Genomic DNA, 21,275 nt, shown 5'->3' with positions numbered 1-21,275 from the left:
TGGTGGGTGGCGGGCCGGTAATCGGTCGGTAGTGCCTCATGCCCGGCCGGCCGGCAGGCGGGCCCGTCCCCGGGCCGGGCCGACTCCCGTGCTACGCCGGCGGGAGGCTCGCGGTCAGCAGTTCCACGAAACCGACGCCTTCCCGTGCGACACCGAACGCCTCGGCCCGCAGCAGGGTCCGCTCCGCCCAGGCGCGGTGCGGCTTCACCTCGTTCATCTTGTTCGTATAGGCGGAGCGGAGGACCCCGCCGTCGCCCCGCTCGGGCCGCAGGATGTCGGCGGCGTCGCTGAACTCCTCGTGGCTGACGACCGAGAGCGCGTGCACCGGCGCGACATGCGAGGGATGGATGCAGGTCTTGCCCTGGAGCCCGTTCGCGCGGTCCAGTTCGATCTCGCGGAGCAGCCCGTCCATGTCGTGCTCGATCAGTTCCGCGCGCAGTTCCTCGGCCTGTCCCAGGAACGGGCTGCGGCGCAGCTGCGGCTTGAACATCCGCTCGTGCAAGCGGAAGTACTCCCACACCGGACCGGTCACCGTGAAGCCGGTGCCGTCCGCTCGCCCGAGCACGTTCACCACGTCGGAGATCACGGAGGCGACGATATGGACGTCGTATGCCGTCATGTCGGGTGCTCTGCGCAGTCCGTAGGCCGAGCAGAAGTCCGTGACGCCGAGCCGCAGTGCGAGTACCCGCTCCCGGTATGCGCCGACGGCTCGGGCGATGCCCTGAAGGGTTTCGGCGCGGCTCTCCAGATGGAGCAGCTGCGGAGATTCGAGTACCGGCATCGCGAACAGCCGCCGCCCGCAGGCCGCCTCCGCCGCTGCCAGTGCCTCCAGGAACGGAACTCCGCGTTCCTCGGTGAATTTCGGCAGTACGAATCCGGACAATATTCGAGCGGCGGGCCCCATACGCCGTACGAGATCAGGTATTTGACCGGGTTCGCGGACGCGGATGAACAGCAGCGGGAGAGCCGTGTCGGCGGTGGCCGCCTCGTCGAGGAGGCTCAGCTGTCGCACGAGGTTCTCCTCGCCCGCCTCGACATCCGCGTCGCCTATGGAGTCCTCCAGGCACAGCACCATGGACATCACGCCACGCCCCGCCTGCTTGCGGATGTCTGCAGCGAGGCGCGGGCGGGTCGCGGGGCTGTAGAGCGTGGCGCCGAGGGCGACCGCGAGAGTGCGGGCCGGGGAGTCAAGGGTGAAGTCCACCGGCTCCTGATGGAACAGTGCCTTCCGGATATCGGGCGCAAGATGCCCAAAATGACGCATATAACTCCCCGCATACAGGCGGGACCGGGCACCCCCACCACATCTCGCTGTCTGGATCCAGCCGATAATCGTACGTGCGCGCGGGTGCCATTAGTTCCCGAGCAGGCGAAAATCTCCTGACCCGCACCAGGCAGCGGGGTGTCCGGGCGAGTGGCCCGCCCACGCCGGACAGGCCCCCGCGTTGTCCCTGCGACCTCCGGGAAGGCAGGATTGCGGCATGACGCACGCGATGCTGAAAGGGTCGAACGTACCCCTCGACACCACGGCTGTACGGGCTGTTCTGCGCTGGACCCCCGGCGCCGGCGTCCCCGACGTGGACGCCTCGGCCCTGCTCGTGGGGCCCGGGGGACGCGTGCGCTCCGACGAGGACTTCGTCTTCTACAACCAGCCGCGGCACCCCAGCGGCCTGGTCCGGCATCTGCCCAAGACCCGCCTGGCCGACAGCCTCACCGACACCATCGAGGCGGATCTGTCGACGCTGGATCCGTCGGTGGAGCGGATCGTGCTGGCCGCATCGTCGGACAGTGGCGCCTTCGCGCTCGTCCCGGACCTGCGCGTCCTGCTGTACGACGCCGCGGCGAGCGGCGGCGAGCCGATCGCGGTCTTCGACGTGGTGCCCGATACGGGCGACGAGACAGCGCTGATCTGCGGCGAGCTGTACCGGCGCGCCGAGAGCTGGAAGTTCCGCGCGCTGGGCCAGGGGTACGACAGCGGCCTGGTCGGCCTGGCGACCGAATTCGGAATCTCGGTCGACGAGAACGACGCCCCAGTCCCGGACCCTACCGAGCCACCAACCCCGGCCTCCCCCGCGCCGGTACCACCGGCCCCGGCATCAGCTCTGTCGACACCGGACGCCTCGGAACCACCGGCCCCGGACCCGGCACCCGTGTCCCCGGGCGAACAGCTCACCGCCGGCGAACACCCCCACGCCGCCGAACCGGCCGCCGCCTCCGGCCCGGCCGCTCCGGCTGCCCCCATCTCCCCGCCGCCCGGCGCCTGGCCCGAAGAGGCCGTCGGCCCGCCGGCCGCAGCAGACCACCAGGCCCCTCCGGCGCAGGGCCCCGAGGCCGTCACCCAGCGCGTCCCGGACCCGATGCCGGAGCCTTTCTCCGCCGCCCCGCTGCCGCCGGCCGGCGCGGCGTTCCCGGCTCCCCCGCAGCAGCCCACCGGCGGCTACGGCTACCCGCAGAACGTTCCGCCACCGCCCGCCCAGCCGCCGGCCCCGCCCACGTACGGCTACCCGATCGCGCCGCCTCAGCAGCCTCACTACCAGCCACCGCAGCCCTCGTACGGCTACCCCCAGCCGCCCCGGCAACAGCCGTACCCGGCACCGGCCTACGGCTATCCGTTGCCGCAGCCGCAGTTCGTCCCGGACCCGTCCTTCGTGCTGCCGCCCCAGGGTCCGCAGTTCCAACGCCGCTAGTACGGGGCTGCCACCGCATCCTCCGCCCAGACCCGGCAGCAACCCACTCAGTGCTGCGTATGAGCTCCCGGGGAGCGCGGGCCCGCCTCACACCTGCGACTTGTACCCCCGCCCCCAGTGGAGCCCCCAGCCGTACAGCCGGTCCAGTTCCGCCTGGAAGCCGTAGACGTACTTCACCTCGCGGCGCACCGTCAGTCCGTCCTTGGTGTTCTCCAGCATGAAAATGGCGCAGGAACGGGCCTGTGACGCGCGTTCGTCGAGCCGGATCTCCACCCGCGGCCCGGTGCTCGGATAGAGCGTCACGACCGCGTGCGTACGGTCGAACGCGGGCGTCCCGTCGTAGATGTAGACGAAGATCAGCATCCGCTTGATCTCATCCTGGTGATCCAGGTTGATGTACAGCGTCTCGCCGGACGGTGAACCGAACCGGTCGTCGCCGCTGAGCTGTACGTACGGCGCGGCATTGAGTTCGCCCAGGTGGTTGCCCAGCGGCTGCACCACGCCCTTGCTGCCGTCCTTGAGCTCGTACATGCAGGCCAGGTCCAGGTCGATCTGGACCACGGCGGGGCCCTGCGCCTGGACGACCTCGGGTTTGAACATCCTGCCCGGATGACGCAGCAGAGTGCTCACGCGCCGCCCGCCCCGGTCACCGAAATCCGAGGTCCGCATCTGCCAGTGCAGGTTGACCCGCAGATGCCCGGCGGCCGCCCCCTGCTTGGTCAGCGAGACGACCGGATGCCGTTTCGTCAGCTCCACGACATACGACGCACCGCCGTTGTCGAACTTCGGCGCCCCGCCGCGCGACCAGTTACCCAGGAACGACATCCTGCCCCACCCCATCCCTCGACACATTGCCACGGGGCGGCCCCGAGGTCTGCACCCCATGGCCGCCCCGCAGAGAGCGTTCCTCAATCAGCGCCGCGTCACACTCCGGACGTGACTTCCGACTTCGCCGGGGCATCGCTCCCCGGTTTGCCCTCACGTCTGTTGCGGACCAGGGAGGACCAGAAGGAGAGGCCGATCAGTACGAGGCCGACCAGGCCGGTGATGACCTCGTTGATCTCGTACTTGATCGTGATGAGCAGAATGACGGCCAGCGCGCCGATCGCGTAGTGCGCGCCGTGCTCCAGGTAGACGTAGTCGTCCAGGGTTCCCTTGCGGACGAGGAAGACCGTCAGCGAACGGATGTACATCGCGCCGATTCCCAGGCCCAGCGCCATCTCGAAGATGTCGTTGGTGATGGCGAACGCACCGATGACGCCGTCGAAGGAGAAGGACGCGTCGATGACCTCCAGGTAGAGGAACATGAAGAACGCGGCCTTGCCGGCCATGCCCATGACCGCGCCGGCGCCCTTCCGCGGTACGGGCGGCGTTCCGTTCACGGCGCCACCGCTCGCGGCCGCGGCATCCGCGTCGTCTTCCTCGTCCTCCTCCAGCTTGTCCTCGAAGTAGCCCGAGATTCCGCCGACGACGAGATATGTGATCAGACCCGCGACACCGGAGAGCAGCACCGTGGCGCTCTTGTCACCGCCGCCGTGCGCGACGGAGGTGGCCACCGTCATGGCGCTGACCAGCAGGACGACCAGCGCGACGATGATGGAGAGGGTGTCGAGCTTGCCCATCCTGGCCATCGGCTTCTCGATCCACGCGAGCCATTTGTGCTCGCGCTCCTCGAAGAGGAAGTCGAGGAAGATCATCAGCAGGAAGATGCCGCCGAAGGCCGCGATGGCGGGGTGGGCGCTGGTGACCAGTTCCTGGTAGTGCGCCTTGTCGTTGATGGCGAGGTTGACCGCCTCGATCGGCCCCAGCTTCGCGGTGATCGCGACGATGACGACCGGGAAGACCAGCCGCATGCCGAACACCGCGATGAGGATGCCGATGGTGAGGAAGATCCTCTGCCAGAAGGCGTTCATCTTCCGCAGGATGCCCGCGTTGATGACGGCGTTGTCGAAGGAAAGCGAGATCTCCAGGATCGACAGGATTCCGACGATCGCGAGCCCCTGCCACCCCCAGAGGACGCCGGCCAGAGCCAGGCCCGCCACCGTGACGGCGAACGACCAGCCAAAGGTTTTCAGGAGCACTGCGTACCCAATCCCTCGCTATAGGGCCCCCGCGCGAAGTACGCGGCGCTTTACGAAACGTTGACCCCGAAGTCTAGAGCGATGCCGCGCAGACCCGAGGCGTACCCCTGGCCCACCGCCCGGAACTTCCACTCGCCGTTGTAGCGATAGACCTCGCCGAAGATCATCGCGGTTTCGCTCGACGCATCCTCGCTGAGGTCGTAACGGGCGAGTTCGCTGCCGTCGGCCTGGTTGACGACGCGGATGAAGGCATTGCCGACCTGGCCGAAGCTCTGCCCGCGCACTTCGGCCTCGTGGATGGAGACGGGGAAGACGATCTTGTCGGCCTGGGCGGGCACCTGGGCGAGGTCCACCAGGATCGTCTCGTCGTCGCCCTCACCCTCGCCGGTGAGGTTGTCGCCGGTGTGCTCGACGGAGCCCTCGGGACTCTTGAGGTTGTTGTAGAAGACGAAGTACTCGTCCCCCAGCACCCGGCCCGCCGCGCACAGCAGCGCGCTGGCGTCGAGGTCGAACGGCGCTCCCGTGGTGGAGCGCGCGTCCCAGCCGAGGCCGACCGTGATCTGCGTGAGGTTGGGAGCGGCCTTGGACAGGGAGACATTGCCCCCCTTGGCGAGCGTGACGCCCATCGTGTTCGCTTCCTCTCCGATGTCGGTACGGGCCCCGTACGCGGCCCGGCTGTCCGTCAAGCGCGCCCGGCGCCGTACTCCCCCTGGTGGGGGGGGTACGGCGCCGGACGCGGAAGACGTGCCTGCATCATCCGACGGGCATGCTCGGCAGGCGGCTCCGGGAGGGAGACTCCGGCCGGACACGCCGGTCAGGTGTGGTCGCTCAGACGTTGACGCCGAAGTCCTGCGCGATGCCGCGCAGACCCGAGGCGTAGCCCTGGCCGATGGCCCGGAACTTCCACTCCGCGCCGTTGCGGTACAGCTCGCCGAAGACCATGGCGGTCTCGGTCGAGGCGTCCTCGCTCAGGTCGTAGCGCGCCAGTTCCTTGCCGTCGGTCTCGTTGACCACGCGGATGTAGGCGTTGCGGACCTGGCCGAAGCTCTGCTGGCGGTTCTCGGCGTCGTAGATCGATACCGGGAAGACGACCTTGTGGACGTCGGCCGGCACGGAGGCGAGGTTCACCTTGATGGCCTCGTCGTCGCCCTCGCCTTCACCGGTGGTGTTGTCACCGGTGTGCTCGACCGAGCCGTCCGGGCTCTTCAGGTTGTTGAAGAACACGAAGTTCTGGTCGTTGGCGACCTTGCCCTGGTCGTTCGCCAGCAGGGCGCTGGCGTCCAGGTCGAAGTCCGTACCGGTGGTGGTACGCGCATCCCAGCCCAGACCGACGAGGACGGCGGTCAGATTGGGGGCTTCCTTCGTCAGCGAGACGTTGCCGCCCTTGCTGAGGCTGACTCCCACGAGTCCTCCCATAGATTCGAGGGGTACGTAAAGAATTGCGCCCCCATCGTGCATGGCATCGGATCAACGAACCGATCCTAGTGACCGGTTCCCGCCGAACGCAGATATCGCGTACGGATGTCGGCCCGGCGGGTCCGGTGGTGTCTCGCCACGGGAGTGCGGGGCCTCAGAGGGTTTCGAGCGCCTTGACGTAGTCGTTCAGGTCGCGGGCGTCGGGCAGGCCGTTGACGACCGTCCAGCGCACCACGCCCTCCTTGTCGATGATGAAGGTGCCGCGCACCGCGCAGCCCTTCTCCTCGTCGAAGACGCCGTAGGCCCGCGAAGCCTCGCCGTGCGGCCAGAAGTCCGACAGCAGCGGGTACTCCAGACCCTCCTGCTCGGCGAAGACGCGCAGCGAGAACGGGGAGTCGTTGGAGACGGCCAGCAGCTGGACGTCGTCATTGGCGAACTTCGGCAGCTCGTCGCGGAGCGCACACAGCTCGCCGGTGCACACACCGGTGAAGGCGAAGGGGTAGAAGAGGAGAACGACGGCCTTCTCGCCGCGGAAGTCGGAGAGCTTGACCAGCTCGCCGTGCTGGTTCTTCAGCTCGAAATCCGGAGCCTTCGTGCCGACCTCGATCGCCATGGGGGTGCTTCCCTTCCGCTCACTCGCAACAGGACGGGGCCAACCCTACGCGCCGGGTCCGGCCTGCCGGACACCCCTCCACGGCAAGGCCGAGCCCCCCTCCGGATCAGGCCGGAGAGGGGCTCGGCAAGGGATGTCGAGGTAGTTCGGATCAGCGCCTGCCGGACCTCGCCGCCTTGGGCGTGACCAGCCGGCTGCCGGCCCAGTCCTTGCCCGCGTTGATGCTCTTGGTCTGGGACAGACCCGCGGTCTGCGCGGCCTCATTGATGTCGCTCGGCTCGACGTAGCCCTCACGGCCGGTCTTGGGGGTCAGCAGCCAGATCGCGCCACCCTCGTCGATCAGCCCGATGGCGTCCACCAGCGCGTCCGTGAGGTCGCCGTCTTCGTCACGGAACCACAGCAGTACGACGTCAGCGACGTCGTCGTAGTCCTCATCGACGATGTCCTGGCCGGTCACGGCCTCAATGCCTTCTCGGAGCTCCTGCTCGACGTCATCGTCGTAGCCGATCTCCTGGACCACCTGTCCGGGCTCGAACCCCAGCCTGGCGGCAGGGTTGGTCCGCTCCTCCGCGTGGTCCGCGGTCGCGCTCACGGATTGCCTCCTGTCATGTTTCGGAAAATGCTTTTGAACCCCGCGCGTGCGCGGAGCTTTGGGCGTAGTCCACACGGGCCGGGCGGATCGCGCAAGTACCCGGCGGTCGAGACCGCCGAAACGGTGACGATTGGACGCGTCTCGCCGCAAGTACGACCCCACCAGGACAGCCTGAAGTGATTCACACCACAGCGTTCTACCGGGTTTGTGGGGTATTCGCGCACGACTGGTCCCTTCGGGGGGTGCCGGGCCCGGTCCGGAACCACTTTCGGCGGGCGCACGTCCGTACGCGAAGGACTTTCGGCATGGGCGTATGGTTGCGATTTGGCCGACCTGAGAAACCGGCCTTTCAGCGCCCATCTCTCGGCGGGTGGTTACCCAGCGGTAGAGATGACGTATCCCAGTGACTCGGTACACGATGGAAGACGGCGCGACCACAGCAGAGACAGCATTCGTCCGCGTGCGCAGCAACAAACACGTGCAGAGCACGACGCGACCCGAACACGAAGGAACAGCGTGGCTTCCGGATCCGATCGAAACCCGATCATCATTGGCGGCCTTCCCAGCCAGGTCCCGGACTTCGATCCCGAAGAGACCCAGGAATGGCTCGACTCGCTCGACGCAGCTGTCGATGAGCGAGGCCGGGAACGTGCCCGCTACCTCATGCTTCGCCTGATCGAGCGCGCGCGAGAGAAGCGTGTGGCCGTGCCCGAGATGCGCAGCACGGACTACGTCAACACCATCGCGACCAAGGACGAGCCGTTCTTCCCCGGCAACGAGGAGATCGAGCGCAAGATCCTGAACGCGACCCGGTGGAACGCGGCCGTCATGGTCTCCCGGGCCCAGCGTCCGGGTATCGGCGTCGGTGGCCACATCGCCACGTTCGCCTCCTCCGCCTCCCTCTACGACGTGGGCTTCAACCACTTCTTCCGGGGCAAGGACGAGGGCGACGGCGGCGACCAGATCTTCTTCCAGGGCCACGCCTCCCCCGGTGTGTACGCGCGTGCGTTCCTCCTGGACCGGCTGAGCGAGACCCAGCTCGACGCCTTCCGCCAGGAGAAGTCCAAGGCCCCCAACGGTCTGTCCAGCTACCCGCACCCGCGGCTGATGCCGGACTTCTGGGAGTTCCCGACCGTCTCGATGGGCCTCGGCCCCCTCGGCGCGATCTACCAGGCCCGGATGAACCGCTACATGGAGGCGCGCGGCATCGCCGACACCTCCAAGTCGCATGTCTGGGCGTACCTCGGTGACGGCGAGATGGACGAGCCGGAGTCGCTCGGCCAGCTGTCCATCGCCGCCCGTGAGGGCCTGGACAACCTGACCTTCGTCGTCAACTGCAACCTCCAGCGCCTGGACGGCCCGGTCCGCGGCAACGGCAAGATCATGCAGGAGCTGGAGTCCCAGTTCCGCGGTGCCGGCTGGAACGTCATCAAGCTCGTCTGGGACCGGAGCTGGGACCCGCTGCTCGCGCAGGACCGCGACGGCATCCTGGTCAACAAGCTCAACACCACCCCGGACGGCCAGTTCCAGACGTACGCCACCGAGACCGGCGCGTACATCCGCGAGCACTTCTTCGGCGACGACCACCGCCTGCGCGCGATGGTCGAGGGCATGACCGACCAGCAGATCCAGCACCTGGGCCGCGGCGGTCACGACCACAAGAAGATCTACGCGGCGTACGCGGCGGCCAAGGCGCACAAGGGCCAGCCGACGGTGATCCTCGCGCAGACCGTCAAGGGCTGGACGCTCGGCCCGAACTTCGAGGGCCGCAACGCGACCCACCAGATGAAGAAGCTGACGGTCGAGGACCTCAAGGGCTTCCGTGACCGGCTGCACCTGCCGATCGCGGACAAGGAGCTGGAGGGCGGCGCGCCGCCGTACTACCACCCGGGCCGCAATTCCGAAGAGATCCAGTACATGCACGACCGCCGCAAGGCGTGCGGTGGGTACGTCCCCACCCGTGTCGTGCGCGCCAAGCCGCTCCAGCTGCCGGACGACAAGGCGTACGCGGGTGCCAAGAAGGGCTCCGGGCAGCAGAAGATCGCCACGACCATGGCGTTCGTCCGCGTGCTCAAGGACCTGATGCGGGACAAGGAGATCGGCAAGCGGTTCGTGCCGATCGCGCCCGACGAGTACCGCACCTTCGGTATGGACGCGTTCTTCCCGTCGGCCAAGATCTACAACCCGCTCGGCCAGCAGTACGAGTCGGTGGACCGCGAACTGCTCCTCGCCTACAAGGAGTCGCCGACCGGTCAGATGCTGCACGACGGCATCACCGAGGCGGGCTGCACGGCCTCGCTGATCGCCGCGGGCTCCGCCTACGCGACGCACGGCGAGCCGCTGATCCCGGTCTACGTCTTCTACTCGATGTTCGGTTTCCAGCGCACCGGTGACCAGTTCTGGCAGATGGCCGACCAGCTCGCGCGCGGCTTCGTGCTGGGTGCGACCGCTGGCCGTACGACTCTGACCGGTGAGGGTCTCCAGCACGCCGACGGCCACTCCCAGCTGCTGGCCTCGACCAACCCCGCCTGTGTCGCCTACGACCCGGCCTACGGTTACGAGATCGCGCACATCGTCAAGGACGGTCTGCGGCGGATGTACGGCGAGAACGCCGAGGACATCTTCTACTACCTCACCGTCTACAACGAGCCGATCCTGCACCCGGCCGAGCCGTCCGACGCGGACATCGAGGGCATCCTCAAGGGTCTGCACCGCGTCAAGCCCGCCGAGAAGGGCCTGCACTCCGCGCAGATCCTCGCCTCGGGTGTCGCGGTGCCGTGGGCCATCGAGGCGCAGCAGATCCTCGCGGACGAGTGGAACGTCAAGGCGGACGTCTGGTCGGCGACCTCCTGGAACGAGCTGCGCCGCGAGGCCGTGGAGATCGAGCGGCACAATCTGCTGCACCCGGAGGAGGAGCAGCGCGTCCCGTACGTGACGCACAAGCTCCAGGCCGCCGAGGGCCCGAAGGTGGCGGTCTCTGACTGGATGCGTGCCGTCCCCGACCAGATCGCGCGCTGGGTTCCCGGTGCGTACCAGTCGCTGGGCGCCGACGGTTTCGGCTTCGCGGACACCCGTGGCGCGGCCCGTCGCTTCTTCCACATCGACGCGCAGTCGATCGTCCTGGCGGTGCTCACCGAGCTCGCCAAGGAGGGCAAGGTCGACCGCTCGCTGCTGAAGCAGGCGATCGACCGGTACGAGCTGCTGGACGTCACGGCCGCCGACGCGGGCGAGGCCGGCGGCGACGCCTGACCCCACCCGCGGCCGCTCGCCGCACCGCCTCTGCCGCGCCCCCGACCAGCGTTCTCCGCCGGTCGGGGGCGCGGCGGTGTGTGCGGCGGGTGCCGTGCCCCGGTCAGTGCTCCCAGATCTTGAACGCCCTTACCCCATACGGGGACCGGGGCACCCAGCTGCCGCCGCCGGGGTAGGTGTCGAACTCGGCGGTCTCGGCGCATTCCGCGCTCTGGTAGGTGGTGACCGGGCGGCCGGTGCGGTTCGCGAGCGAGGCCGCGCTCACGCCCTTGGGCAGCGGGACGCAGCTGTCGATGTCGGTGCCGGTCAGCTCGTAGGTCTGCCGCTTGCCGCCGAAGTCGGCCTGTGGCCAGACGCACAGCTGGCCGGGCCCGCAGTCGCCCGATGCGACGGTGCGGGCGCGCGGCGCCGGGTGCCCGGCCGGGGCCCCGTGGGCGGCCGGGGCGGTGAGCGTCGCGGCCAGTGCGGCGAGGCCGGTGACGAGCGCGGTGGTGTGGCAGGTACGCATAGGAATCTCTCCCCCGTGGAGTACGACGACGGTGTTCCGCGGCGGGCCCGTTGCCCGCGGCGGCTGAGACCGAGCTTCGCGACTGCGCGGCGCGGTTGCCAAGGCCGTGGCGGAGCGCCCACCCGGTCAGGCGATGGGGACGGGCGAACGGCTCGTGGCGCGGCGGCGGGGCGTGGTGTTGACGCGGGTACCCGCCTCTGCCGTGGCCTGCGGAAACCGTTCCTCCGGGGGCCTGCCGGGAGCCGCCCGGGGCGGCCGGGGCGCGGATGCGGGGCCGGGTGGCTGACGGTTCCCGGAAACGTTCATCAGAACGAGGGATCGAGGCCGTGGGCGGCGGCCAACGAGGAACCGGGCGCCGGGCCCCTGGGCCGAGCGGCGGCCCGGATGCGTGGTTGACGCGCGCACCACCCCTGCGCGCGCCCTTGCGCCGGGGTCAGCGGTGGCCGGGCGGTACGGGTGAGTCCGGGGGCCGCGGGACGGAATGGGCCCCGGGAAACCCGCGTACGGGGTCGGGCGGACCCACCGCCGAAGGCTCTCGCGGCTACGACGCCGCCCCGGGAACGCAGCGGCGCGCGGCCTGCCGAGGAGCTCCTCGGCAGGCCGCGCGCGGGTGGTGCGGGGTGTGGTACCGGTCAGATGTGGCCGACGCCTGCGCCCGCCTCCGCGTTCTCACCGCGCTTGGTGAAGGTCGCGACGACGGCCGCGACGATCGCCACACCGCAGGCGACGGTGAAGGCCAGGCCCATGCCCGAGACGAACGTGTCGTGGGCGACGGAGGTGATCTTCTGGGCCAGCTCCGGCGGGGTGCCCTTCGGCACCGGGGCGAAACCGGCCGAGACGGCGTCGGCCGCCTGGGACATTTGCGCGGGCGGAACGGGCGGCAGGCCCGCCGACTGCCAGTTCTCGGGGAGCCGCTCGTCGACGCGGGAGGCCATCACCGCGCCGAGCACCGCCGTGCCGAGGCTGCCGCCGACCTGCATGGCGGCCTGCTGGAGACCACCGGCGACACCGGAGAGCTCCAGCGGGGCGTTGCCGACGATGACCTCGGTGGCGCCGACCATGACGGGCGCGAGGCCCAGACCGAGCATCGCGAACCAGAGGGCCATCGGGCCGTTGCCGGTGTTCGTGTCCAGGCCGGACATGCCGAACATGGCGACGGCGGTGATGACCATGCCGCCCACCAGCGGGATCCGCGGGCCGAACTTGGTGATCAGAGCGCCCGCCAGCGGCGAGCCGACGATCATCATGCCGGTGAGCGGGAGGAGGTGCAGACCGCTGTCGACGGGGCTCAGGCCGTGCACGTTCTGGAGGTAGAACGTCACGAAGAACAGGCCGCCCATGAAGGCGAAGGCCATCAGCACCATCAGGACCGTGCCGGCCGTCAGCGGCACGGAACGGAACATGTGCAGCGGGATGAGCGGTTCGCGGACCTTGGTCTCCAGAACGGCGAAGAGCGCGAAGAGCACGATCGAGCCGATCAGGAAGCCCCAGGTCTTCATGTCGCCCCAGCCCCACTCCGACGCCTTGATCAGCGGCCAGATGAGGCAGAACATCGCGCTGGAGAGCAGCACGATGCCCGGGATGTCGAAGGACCGGGGGGCGTTCTCCGCGCGGTGGTCCTTGAGGATCACCAGGCCGAGGACCAGGGCCAGGACACCGACCGGGACGTTGATGAAGAAGACCGACTGCCAGCTGACGTGCTCGACCAGCAGTCCGCCGACTATCGGGCCACCGGCGGTGGAGGCGCCGATGACCATGCCCCAGATGCCGATGGCCATGTTGAGCTTCTCGGCCGGGAACGTCGCCCGCAGCAAGCCGAGCGCGGCGGGCATCAGCAGCGCGCCGAACAGACCCTGGAACACGCGGAAGGTGATAACGAGCGCGACCTCGCTGGAGAACCCGATGGCGGCGGAGGCGGCGGCGAAGCCGAGGATGCCGATCAGGAAGGTCTGGCGGTGGCCGAAACGGTCGCCCAGCTTGCCGGCCGTGATCAGCGAGACGGCCAGCGCGAGCATGTAGCCGTTGGTGATCCACTGGACGTCGGCGAGCGAGGCGCCCAGGTCCTGCTTGATGGCCGGGTTGGCGATGGCGACGATGGTGCCGTCGAGGGCGACCATCATGACGCCGATGGCGACGGAGAAGAGGGTCAGCCACGGATGGCCCCGCAGCCCCTTCCGGGGCTCCGGTACGGGAAGTTCCGGTGCGGTGTCGGCAACCGGGGTCTGAGAACTCATATGACGAGATTAATGTCAGCCACTGACAGTTGACAAAATAATTCATGAGTCGGTAACTGTCATTTACCTCACAGGTATCCTGAACAGCGGTAACACCGTGGAAAGGCGGCGCAGGATGGCGACCCCGACGCCGCAGACGACACCCTCGGGCGGGCTGCGCGAGCGCAAGAAACAGCGCACCCATGACGCCCTGATCCGTGCGGCGCTGGAGCTGTTCACGGACCAGGGCTACGAGGCGACGACGATCGACGAGATCGCGGAGGCGGTGGACGTCTCCCAGCGCACCTACTTCCGCTACTTCGCCAACAAGGAGGAGGTCGTCTTCGCCGTCCAGGAGATGGTGGAGGCCCGCTTCGTGGCGGAGTTGCGCGGCCGGCCGGCCTCCGAGGCCCCGCTGACCGCGTTGCGGCAGGCCGTACTGGGGGCCTGGGACGACATCGGTGGCGCGATCGCGTCGGTGGTCCCGGTGGAACTGCACATGCGCGCATGCCAGATGATCGAGTCGACGCCCGCACTGGTCGCCGCGCATCTGCGGCGCTCCTCCGATCTGGAGGAGGAGGTCTCCCGGCTGATCGCCGGACGCGAGGGGCTGGACGTGGACACCGACCCCCGGCCGCGGGTGCTGGTCGCGGCGTTCGGCGGGGTGATGCGGGTGGCGAGCAAGGTGTGGGGCGAGGGGCAGGATTGCAGCGTGACCGCCATCCGCGAGCTGACCAGGTCCTATCTGGACCACATCAGGCCGGCGTTCGACGACGACTGGCGCACCGGGCAGGCGGGAAGATCCACCGGGGACGTCAACTCCGGGCGAGAACTGTCGACTCCGGATAAGGAACGGGTAAGGAACGGATAAAAGAGGGCCGCCTCCGCGCCATTGGTTCACCACGCGATCTGCCCGGTTCCGCCCGGCACACCTCATCTCGGCGCCGACGTCCCAATTGATCCAAATACCCAGCGCGAAACGTGAGATGACTCACGGGATGTACGGGTGGCCACTCCGGTCTCCTAGGCTGGCCCGCGGTGACTTCCTTCCAGGGCATCGGCCCCACATTCGGCTTTCTGCAATCCACCGTCTGGCGTACGGCACTCGCTCTGGTGGTGGTGTTCGTGATGCTCGCGCTGACCGGCTGGACCGCCGTCAGGAGCTCCAAGGAGGATGCCAACCCCCTGGCCACCGCCAAGGCCGCCTGGCGGCACGCCACCTTCCTCGGGCGCCCGCTGCCCGACCCCCAGGGCACGCCCGCCGCGCTGCGGGCCTTCTTCTCCTCCCTCGACCGGACCGAGAAGCAGGAGCTCGCCACCCGCTATCCGCTGGTCGTCGGCAATATGGACGGTGCCCCCGTCACCCTGCGCTACAGCGCCAACCGGATGGCGCTCGACCAGGCCGGAGCGATCGCCCGGCAGCGCATGGATGATCACCGGCTCACCCCCGTCGGCCGCCAGGAGGCGGGCCGGCTGATGCACCGCTTCGAATCGCTGATGCGGGACAACCGGCAGATCCTGGCCTTCGACCCGGCCGGCGGCGGCCGGGTCGCGGAGGTCTTCGGCGACCTCCAGGACGCGCACCGGGTCTCCGTCATCGTGCCCGGCGTGGACACCAATCTGTCGACCTTCGAGCGCACCGCGCGGGCGACGAGCGCGCCCGTCGGCATGGCGAAGGCCCTGTACGGCGCCGAGCGGGACGCCCAGCCGGACGCCCGTACGGCCGTGATCGCCTGGGCCGACTACACCGCGCCCGCCGGCCTGGGTGTCGAGGCCGCCACCGGGCAGCTCGCCGCGGCCGGCGCGCTTCGGCTGCGCGCGCTCGTGGCGGGACTGCCGGCCGACAGTTCCGTCTCGCTGTTCTGCCACAGCTACGGATCCGTGGTGTGCGGCGTGGCGGCCCGTACGCTGCCGCCCAACGTGACGGACATCGCGGTGGCGGGCAGCCCCGGGATGCGCGCCGAGAGCGCCGCCGGGCTGGGCACGCAGGCGCGGGTCTGGGCGATGCGGGACGCCGACGACTGGATCCAGGACATCCCGCACCTGGAGGTCGGCGGATTCGGCCACGGCGCGGACCCGGTCGACCCGTCCTTCGGCTCCCGGATCCTGTCGGCCGACGGCGCTATCGGGCACGCGGGCTACTTCGTGCCCGGCACCCGGAGCCTGCACAACTTCGCGCTCCTCGGGGTCGGTGCGATCTCTTCGGTGGAGTGCGCGACCTCTGCTCCCCGGTGCAGCGCGGATCTGGCCTGAGGGACGGCGGACCGCCCGGCACACGGCCCGCCGGACCGGCGCGGCGCCCGTACCTGCGGGAACCGTGGCCGGGACGCGGTGGGCGGCGGGACGGGCGGCAGCGGATCGCTTGACGCGCGTAGCGCAAGGTGTCCGGAAGGGGGACGGGTGGGCAACCGCCCGCATACGATGAGCCGCATGGGTGATGTGCTGGCCGGTTTTCACGCCGTCTGGGAGTTCGACACGGACTCCGTACTCATCCGCTTCGAACGGGGGATCCGCAGGCCGAAGCTCTTCCAGGCGCTCGGCGAGCGACGCGTTCCGTACGAGGCGTTGAGGTCCGTCGAGGTGTCCGAAGGCAGACGCGGCACGGTGGTGCTGCATGCCGTGCCGCGGCGCGGCGCGGACCCCCTGATGGAAGCGGCCGACGGCCAGCTCAAGGAGGACTCGGACCCGTACCGGCTGGTGCTGCCGGCCGAGCGCGAGACGCTGGCCGAGTTCTACGCCGACGAGCTGCGCACCGCGCTGGGCCCCGTCGCGAAGGAGCCGGCCGACCGGCATCTCGTGGCCGCGCCGGAGGCTCCGCTGCACTTCAAGGCGTACGACGGCAAGGCGTCCTTCGACGGCCGGTCGGTCGCCTTCCGCTGGTCCTGGGCGGGAGCGTCCTCGGCGAAGTGGAAGTGCGGCGACCGGAACTTCACGGTCGGCGAGCTGGCCGGCGTGGAGTGGCGGTCGCCGGAGGTCCTCAACGGCTATCTGCGGCTGCTGGAGCGCGGGGCCCGGGACGCGGCGCCGGGCGAGGCCGACCAGGACCCGGCCGCGGTGGTCTTCGGGCTGGGCTACGGACCGGTCCACGAGTCGCTGCCGTTCGCCGCCGCCGTACTCCAGGCCGTGCGGGCCGCCGAATCGGATCAGGAGACACCCGAGCGCGAACCGGTGCGCCGGGCCGGGGACGCGGGCCGGGATCCCGCCGATATCGCGGACCGGATACGCCACCTCGGCGAGCTGCACGAGGCGGGGCTGCTGACGGACGACGAGTTCAGCGCGAAGAAGGCCGATCTGCTGGCGGAGCTCTAGCCGGCGGGGGTTCGAGCGAGTGGCGGAGCTCAGGCTCTACGGAGCTCAGGCGGGCGGCTGGGCGGGACGGGTACGAGGCACGGGGCCGGGCGAGGGGCCGGGCGAGCCGGGTACGAGGCAGACGGCGGGGTGTGGGGCTGGCAGCCGGGTGCTGACGGTGCCCGCCCGGCCGGGGGCACGTCATACCGTGGTACTGCCCGCAAGCCCGGACCACGGTATGACGTAGCGGTGACTACGCTCCGCTTACAGTGATTCTGCGATGTTCACACGATCTCTCATCCCAGATCGCGAGCCGGCCCGGAGCCCCGGGCGCGAGTCGGCCCGCAGCCGGACGATGCGCGCCGCGCGGCAGGCGCTGCGCGTCCTGGCCGCCGAGCTCGGCACCCCGGCCGGGCCCGGCACGCCGCTGTTCGGCAATGTCCACAGCCGCTGGCTGCGCCGGCTGCCGTACATCGTCGCGTGCGCGTTCACCGTGATCCTGCTGCCGTCGACCGGGACCGTGCTCAGCAACTACGGCATGAGCGGCGGGCTGGCCGTTTGGCTGGTCGGCGGGCTCGCCACCGCGCAGACCGTGCCACTGCTGCTCGCGGTGACGCGGCCGCTGCAGGCATGGTGGGTGATCTTCGCGGCCGACATCCTGTGCGCCATGGCACTCACCGGCGCCGACCGCATCGCAGGCCGCGCCTGGCCCTGGCCGCCGCCCGTGGTCATCGGCTATCTCGTACTGATGCTGGCGCTGTCCCTGCGCGAGCGGCGCCGCACACTGATGGCCGTCTGGCTGACGACCGGGGTGGTGGGCCTCCTCTTCGCGCCGGTGGCCCCGGACCGCAGCCACAGCACCGGGGTGCTGCTCTTCGTCCTGACCGGCGTGCTGCTCTTGATGGGCGCCATTCTTCGCGAACGGGGCGCTGTCCAGAGGAAGTTGCTGGAGCAGGAGACCATCAGCGAGGCGGAGCGCGCCCGCCGCACGCTGCTGGAGGAACGCGCCCGGATCGCCCGCGAGCTGCATGACGTCGTCGCCCACCACATGTCGGTGATCACGGTCCAGGCCGACAGCGCCCCCTACCGCATCAGCGGGATACCGAAGGAGGCCCAGGAGGAGTTCGGGGCGATCGCCGCGACCGCACGGGAGTCCCTGGCCGAGATGCGCCGGCTGCTGGGCGTGCTGCGCAGCGAGGAGGCGGAGCGGCACCACGGCCCGGAGAAGACCCCGCAGCCGGGGATCGGTCAGCTGCCGAAGCTGGTCGAGGGAACCGTACGGGCCGGTGTGCCGGTCGAGTTGGCACTGCCGGAGGAGCTGCCCGCGCTCGAACCGGCGGTGGATCTCTCGGCGTACCGCATCGTGCAGGAGGCGCTGGCCAATGTGGTGCGGCATGCCCCGGGCGCGCGGACCCGGGTATCGGTGACCGCGACGGCGGACCGTTCGCGGCTGACCGTCCTGGTCGTCAACTCCGCGCCGCCCGCCCCGTCCGCGCCGCTGGAGACCGGCGGCACCGGGCACGGTCTGATCGGCATGCGGGAGCGGGTGCGTCTGGTGGACGGTTCGCTCGACACCGGGCCGCTGCCCGACGGCGGGTTCCGCGTCGCCGCCCGGCTTCCCCTCTCCGCACTCCCCCTATCTGCGAAGGACTCCGCCACCGCATGACCACTCGGGTGATCATCGTCGACGACCAGGCCATGGTGCGGGCGGGTTTCGCCGCGCTGCTCGCCGCACAGAGCGATATCGATGTGGTGGGCGACGCGCCGGACGGGGTGCAGGGGGTGGAGCTGAGCCGGCGGGTGCATCCCGATGTGGTGCTGATGGACGTCCGGATGCCCGAGATGGACGGGCTGGCGGCGGCGCGTCGGCTGCTCGATCCGCCGACCGGTGTCACACACCGGCCGAAGGTGCTGATGCTGACCACCTTCGACGTCGACGACTACGTCTACGAGGCGTTGCGCGCGGGCGCGTCCGGGTTTCTGCTCAAGGACGCGCCGCCGGCCGATCTGATCTCGGCCGTGCGTATCGTGGCGGCCGGCGAGGCGTTGCTCGCGCCGTCGGTGACCCGGCGGCTGATCGCCGATTTCGCCCGGCAGCGGCCGGCGAGGCGCGCGGACCGGACCGCGCTGCGGCGGAACGGCCTCACCCCGCGCGAGACGGAGGTTCTGGAGCTGATCGCCCAAGGGCTCTCGAACCAGGAGATCGCCGATGCGCTGGTGATCGCCGAGCAGACCGTGAAGACCCATATAGGCCGCGTACTGGCCAAGTTGGACCTGCGGGACCGCGCCCAGGCCGTGATCTTCGCGTATGAGTCGGGACTGGTCATCCCCGGGGGGCGGTGAGGGCCGGGAGCCGGAGGGAACCCAGGAGCAGCCCCGAGAGCAGGATCGGCCCGGAGACCGGAGGCGGCTCGGAGACCAGAGGCGGCTCGGAGACCGGAGGCGGCCCGGACGACAAGCACGGCGAGGGTGGAAGAGGAGGGGAACGGACGAGGACGGAGAGCGGCGAGGGCCCGGTGTGACAGGGCGCCGGTCTCCTGTCTGCTGCGTCCGACTCCTGCCCGCCCCGTCCCGTCCCGGCCCTCCTGCCCGGCCTGCCCGGCCTGCTCGCCTGCTCGCCTGCCACCGTCCGGCTCCCACCTCGTCCCGGCCCGGCCCGGCGCACCCCTCCCCTTCCCTCTCCATACCCTTACCCCGCCCCTCCTCCCTGAGGACTAGAGGGGGCGGCGCCTCCCACCCTGGTACCACCAGAGAGTTGGCCCCGCGGCGTGACGCCGCGTCGTACGTCCCCTTCCTACGCTTCCCTCTGTCACACCGACCAATGAGGGAGCACCACCATGCCCGTGCTGCGAACCGCCGCCCGACGCGGCAAGCGCGCACTCATCGCCGGCGCGCTCGCGGCGGTCATCGCCGTCGGCACGGGCGGCTGGGCGGCCGGTTCCGCGCAGACCGCCGTCACCGGACCCGGGCCCGGCGCCGCCGCCTGGCGCGCCGACCACTCCCTCGGCGTCCCGCTGCCGGACCCCGCGACCGCGGCCCCCGCCGACGTCGACCGCTTCTTCGCCTCGTTGACCGACGCCCAGCGGCGGGCGCTCGCTGCCCGGCATCCGCTGACCGTGGGCAACCTCGACGGCGCGCCCGTCACCCTGCGGTACGAGGCCAACTCCCGGGCCTTGAAAGCCGAACGGGCTCGGCAGCTGGCCCTCGCCACCGACCCGGCCGGCACCCTCCAGGACCACCGGCAGGCCGCCAAGGCGGCGGACCGCTGCGCCGGACTGCTCCGGCCCGGCCGCCACATACTCGCCTTCGATCCACGCGGCCGTGGTCAAGTGACCGAAGTACACGGCGACTTGGCCGCCGCACAGCGCACCGCCGTGATCGTCCCCGGTTCGGACATCGACCTGGCCTCCTTCGACCGGTCGAACGACCCGTACGGCACACCGACCGGCATGGCGACCTCGCTGCGTGCGCAGATGGCCGCCGACGCCCCCGGCACCCGTACCGCCGTGATCGCCTGGACCGGCTACACCACCCCGGTCGGCGTCGGTCCGGATGCCGCCACCGGCCGCCTGGCCGAGGCCGGTGCGCCGCGGCTCGCCCGCTTCCTGTCCGGCCTCGCCGCCACCGGCACCCCGGCGCCCGCCGTGCTCTGCCACAGCTACGGTTCGGTCGTCTGCGGTCTGGCCGCGCCGGAGTCGGGCCGCGGCGAGATCGCCGACCTGGTCGTGTTCGGCTCCCCCGGGATACGCCGGGACGGTGTGGCGGAGCTGCACACCAGTGCCCGGGTCTGGGCGGCCCGGGACGCGTCCGACTGGATCGGTGACGTCCCGAACGTCGAACTGCTGGGCCTGGGCCATGGCGCGGACCCCACCGACCCGGCCTTCGGGGCGCGCCGGGTCTCCGCCAGGACGGCCGAGGGCCACACCGGGTATCTCGCCCCCGGTACGGACTCCCTCCGCAACTTCGCCGCCATCGTCCTGGGCGATTACGCGGACGTACGCTGAGCGCTCCGACCCCGTACGGGCCCGCCGCCCGGGGAACGCCCCAGCTCACCACCGTCCAGCGCGAAACGTCCACACCCGCGCATCACCGGACCCGCTTCATCCCCCGGCCCCGCGGCGTGGGCGCCTCCCGGCCATCGCACTCCGCGCGCCCCTCGCCGGCAGACCGCAGCCCACCCGCAGCCAGTCGTCCACCTGTACCGCGCCAGCGCGGCTGTCCTCGTCGCGGGGTTCGCCCTCTTGCCCCTGGGCCTGACGGGAACAAGCCCGCGCGGAGAACAGTGCCTCGGAAGCAGGACAACAACGGCAGGCGGCACGAGGCAAGAAGCAGGCAGCCCGCAGATCGCGACCCGCACCCATCCCCACCAATCGCAGCCCCGTCCGCCCGTCAGTAGTCCGCCCGTACCGCGCCAACGCGGCCGTCCCCACCGCGGAGTTCACCGTCCTTCCCCTCACCTGGCGGGAACGCTTCCCTACGTAGAACAGCGCCGCACGGAAGCGGGACAACAGCAACGGACGGCACGAGATGAAAAGCCGACCCGCCCCCACAGACCGCAGCCCACCCGCAGCCAGTCGTCCACCTGTACCGCGCCAGCGCGGCTGTCCTCGTCGCGGGGTTCGCCCTCT

The 21,275-nt window shown here is 70.2% G+C and carries 17 protein-coding genes; 8 read left to right on the top strand and 9 right to left on the bottom strand.

The window, feature by feature from the left end:
* Positions 1-91: 91 nt before the first annotated feature.
* Positions 92-1,264 carry an HpcH/HpaI aldolase/citrate lyase family protein gene (locus IH09_RS25345; RefSeq protein ID WP_052859796.1) on the bottom strand — a complete coding sequence of 391 codons (1,173 nt, stop codon included), beginning with the start codon at positions 1,262-1,264 and terminating at the stop codon, positions 92-94.
* 217 nt (positions 1,265-1,481) lie between these two features.
* On the opposite strand from IH09_RS25345, the gene IH09_RS25340 reads away from it, so the two are divergent.
* Complete coding sequence (locus tag IH09_RS25340; protein ID WP_052859795.1) at positions 1,482-2,687, top strand: TerD family protein; 1,206 nt, start codon at positions 1,482-1,484, stop codon at positions 2,685-2,687.
* An 87-nt stretch (positions 2,688-2,774) separates the two neighbouring features.
* Here the strand turns inward: IH09_RS25340 and IH09_RS25335 are convergent, their stop codons facing one another.
* The 6 genes from IH09_RS25335 to IH09_RS25310 form a co-directional block, all read right to left on the bottom strand.
* The gene (locus IH09_RS25335; protein ID WP_052859794.1) at positions 2,775-3,512 is read right to left on the bottom strand and encodes a TerD family protein; all 738 of its coding nucleotides are present in this window, start codon (positions 3,510-3,512) and stop codon (positions 2,775-2,777) included.
* A 98-nt stretch (positions 3,513-3,610) separates the two neighbouring features.
* The gene (locus tag IH09_RS25330) at positions 3,611-4,768 is read right to left on the bottom strand and encodes a DUF475 domain-containing protein (protein ID WP_052859793.1); all 1,158 of its coding nucleotides are present in this window, start codon (positions 4,766-4,768) and stop codon (positions 3,611-3,613) included.
* Between the two features lie 50 nt (positions 4,769-4,818).
* A complete protein-coding gene (locus IH09_RS25325) occupies positions 4,819-5,394 on the bottom strand; it encodes a TerD family protein (RefSeq protein ID WP_052859831.1) in 576 nt (191 codons plus the stop codon).
* Positions 5,395-5,596: 202 nt separating this feature from the next.
* Positions 5,597-6,172, bottom strand: a complete 576-nt coding sequence (locus IH09_RS25320; protein ID WP_052859792.1) for a TerD family protein — start codon at positions 6,170-6,172, stop codon at positions 5,597-5,599.
* 166 nt (positions 6,173-6,338) lie between these two features.
* Positions 6,339-6,797 (bottom strand): peroxiredoxin, encoded by a 459-nt coding sequence (locus tag IH09_RS25315; RefSeq protein WP_052859791.1) that lies wholly within the window; start codon positions 6,795-6,797, stop codon positions 6,339-6,341.
* Between the two features lie 151 nt (positions 6,798-6,948).
* On the bottom strand, positions 6,949-7,389 hold the full coding sequence (locus IH09_RS25310) for a DUF3052 domain-containing protein (RefSeq protein WP_052859790.1): 441 nt from the start codon (positions 7,387-7,389) through the stop codon (positions 6,949-6,951).
* A 516-nt stretch (positions 7,390-7,905) separates the two neighbouring features.
* Between IH09_RS25310 and aceE the strand changes: the two genes are divergently transcribed.
* Positions 7,906-10,638, top strand: coding sequence for a pyruvate dehydrogenase (acetyl-transferring), homodimeric type (aceE, locus tag IH09_RS25305; protein WP_052859789.1), 2,733 nt, complete (start codon positions 7,906-7,908; stop codon positions 10,636-10,638).
* A 103-nt stretch (positions 10,639-10,741) separates the two neighbouring features.
* On the opposite strand, the gene IH09_RS25300 is transcribed toward aceE, so the two are convergent.
* Positions 10,742-11,146, bottom strand: a complete 405-nt coding sequence (locus IH09_RS25300; RefSeq protein ID WP_052859788.1) for a peptidase inhibitor family I36 protein — start codon at positions 11,144-11,146, stop codon at positions 10,742-10,744.
* A gap of 632 nt (positions 11,147-11,778) precedes the next feature.
* Positions 11,779-13,380, bottom strand: a complete 1,602-nt coding sequence (locus tag IH09_RS25295; RefSeq protein WP_052859787.1) for an MFS transporter — start codon at positions 13,378-13,380, stop codon at positions 11,779-11,781.
* 115 nt (positions 13,381-13,495) lie between these two features.
* Between IH09_RS25295 and IH09_RS25290 the strand changes: the two genes are divergently transcribed.
* The 6 genes from IH09_RS25290 to IH09_RS25265 all read left to right on the top strand — a co-directional run bounded on the left by IH09_RS25290 (position 13,496) and on the right by IH09_RS25265 (position 20,651).
* Positions 13,496-14,230: a TetR/AcrR family transcriptional regulator gene (locus IH09_RS25290; protein ID WP_052859786.1), complete on the top strand. Its 735-nt coding sequence runs from the start codon at positions 13,496-13,498 to the stop codon at positions 14,228-14,230.
* A 167-nt stretch (positions 14,231-14,397) separates the two neighbouring features.
* Entirely contained in the window at positions 14,398-15,612 is a 1,215-nt protein-coding gene (locus IH09_RS25285) for an alpha/beta hydrolase (RefSeq protein ID WP_052859785.1), read from the top strand.
* Positions 15,613-15,789: 177 nt separating this feature from the next.
* Positions 15,790-16,668: a DUF4429 domain-containing protein gene (locus tag IH09_RS25280; RefSeq protein ID WP_052859784.1), complete on the top strand. Its 879-nt coding sequence runs from the start codon at positions 15,790-15,792 to the stop codon at positions 16,666-16,668.
* A gap of 259 nt (positions 16,669-16,927) precedes the next feature.
* Positions 16,928-18,313, top strand: a complete 1,386-nt coding sequence (locus IH09_RS25275; RefSeq protein WP_052859783.1) for a sensor histidine kinase — start codon at positions 16,928-16,930, stop codon at positions 18,311-18,313.
* A complete protein-coding gene (locus IH09_RS25270; RefSeq protein ID WP_052859782.1) occupies positions 18,310-18,990 on the top strand; it encodes a response regulator in 681 nt (226 codons plus the stop codon). Before IH09_RS25275 ends, IH09_RS25270 begins: the two co-directional genes overlap by 4 nt.
* A gap of 494 nt (positions 18,991-19,484) precedes the next feature.
* Positions 19,485-20,651 carry an alpha/beta hydrolase gene (locus IH09_RS25265; protein ID WP_052859781.1) on the top strand — a complete coding sequence of 389 codons (1,167 nt, stop codon included), beginning with the start codon at positions 19,485-19,487 and terminating at the stop codon, positions 20,649-20,651.
* Positions 20,652-21,275 lie beyond the last annotated feature (624 nt).

The sequence above is a fragment of the Streptomyces celluloflavus genome (assembly GCA_000720995.1).
Lineage (GTDB): Bacteria > Actinomycetota > Actinomycetes > Streptomycetales > Streptomycetaceae > Streptomyces > Streptomyces celluloflavus.
Note: the sequence above shows the minus strand (reverse complement) of the source record. Positions and strands in the feature narration are given on the sequence as shown.

What these genes read in the sequence shown, in the direction of transcription:
- IH09_RS25270 (WP_052859782.1), top strand. Translation starts at nt 18,310, where the DNA reads ATGACCACTCGGGTGATCATCGTCGACGACCAGGCCATGGTGCGGGCG.
- IH09_RS25290 (WP_052859786.1), top strand. Translation starts at nt 13,496, where the DNA reads ATGGCGACCCCGACGCCGCAGACGACACCCTCGGGCGGGCTGCGCGAG.
- IH09_RS25325 (WP_052859831.1), bottom strand. Translation starts at nt 5,394, where the DNA reads ATGGGCGTCACGCTCGCCAAGGGGGGCAATGTCTCCCTGTCCAAGGCC.
- IH09_RS25340 (WP_052859795.1), top strand. Translation starts at nt 1,482, where the DNA reads ATGACGCACGCGATGCTGAAAGGGTCGAACGTACCCCTCGACACCACG.
- IH09_RS25335 (WP_052859794.1), bottom strand. Translation starts at nt 3,512, where the DNA reads ATGTCGTTCCTGGGTAACTGGTCGCGCGGCGGGGCGCCGAAGTTCGAC.
- IH09_RS25275 (WP_052859783.1), top strand. Translation starts at nt 16,928, where the DNA reads ATGTTCACACGATCTCTCATCCCAGATCGCGAGCCGGCCCGGAGCCCC.
- IH09_RS25315 (WP_052859791.1), bottom strand. Translation starts at nt 6,797, where the DNA reads ATGGCGATCGAGGTCGGCACGAAGGCTCCGGATTTCGAGCTGAAGAAC.
- IH09_RS25345 (WP_052859796.1), bottom strand. Translation starts at nt 1,264, where the DNA reads ATGCGTCATTTTGGGCATCTTGCGCCCGATATCCGGAAGGCACTGTTC.
- IH09_RS25295 (WP_052859787.1), bottom strand. Translation starts at nt 13,380, where the DNA reads ATGAGTTCTCAGACCCCGGTTGCCGACACCGCACCGGAACTTCCCGTA.
- IH09_RS25265 (WP_052859781.1), top strand. Translation starts at nt 19,485, where the DNA reads ATGCCCGTGCTGCGAACCGCCGCCCGACGCGGCAAGCGCGCACTCATC.
- IH09_RS25280 (WP_052859784.1), top strand. Translation starts at nt 15,790, where the DNA reads ATGGGTGATGTGCTGGCCGGTTTTCACGCCGTCTGGGAGTTCGACACG.
- IH09_RS25300 (WP_052859788.1), bottom strand. Translation starts at nt 11,146, where the DNA reads ATGCGTACCTGCCACACCACCGCGCTCGTCACCGGCCTCGCCGCACTG.